Origin of the sequence: Streptomyces cirratus (assembly GCF_014650775.1) — a bacterium.
Taxonomy (GTDB): Bacteria; Actinomycetota; Actinomycetes; order Streptomycetales; family Streptomycetaceae; genus Streptomyces; species Streptomyces cirratus.
The window spans coordinates 1-619 of sequence record NZ_BMVP01000064.1; the positions used below are offsets into that span (position 1 = coordinate 1).

A 619-nucleotide genomic window follows, 5' to 3' on the forward strand; every position below is an offset into this window, starting at 1 on the left:
TACAACTCCCGCCCCATCCCCAGCCGCTGCGCACCCTGCCCCGTGAACAAGAACGCCGTCCGCCCCTTGCCGGCCACGCCCCGCACGACACCCGGATGCGGCTGCCCCGAGGCCAGCGCCGCCAGGCCGGACTCGCGGTCGCCCGCGATCACCGCCCGGTGTTCCATCGCGCCGCGAGCGGTGGCCAGCGTGTACCCGATGTCCTCGGGGCGGTGGGCGTCGGCCACCGCCAGCAGGCGTTCCGCCTGACCCACCAGGGCTTGCGCCGACTTCGCCGACAGCAGCCAGGGCACCACCGGCAACCCGGATCCCGGGCGTTCCTCGGCGCCTGCCACTTCCCGGGGAGCCTGCTCCACGATCACATGCGCGTTCGTCCCGCTCAGCCCGAATGAGGAGATGCCCGCCCTGCGGGGCCGGTCCACGGCCTCCGCCCAGTCGCGCGCCTCCGCAAGGAGTTCCACGTTCCCCGCCGACCAGTCGACCTGGTCGGACCGCTCGTCCGCGTGCAACGTGGCCGGCAGGACACCGTGCCGCATAGCCATGACCATCTTGATGACGCCCGCCACACCCGCCGCCGCCTGGGTGTGGCCCATGTTCGACTTGACGGAGCCCAGCCACA

General features: G+C 72.9%; 1 protein-coding gene. It reads right to left on the bottom strand.

Annotated elements, in window-relative coordinates:
* On the bottom strand, positions 1-619 hold a 619-nt coding region (locus tag IE207_RS32900; protein ID WP_308433711.1), incomplete at both ends, for a ketoacyl-synthetase C-terminal extension domain-containing protein.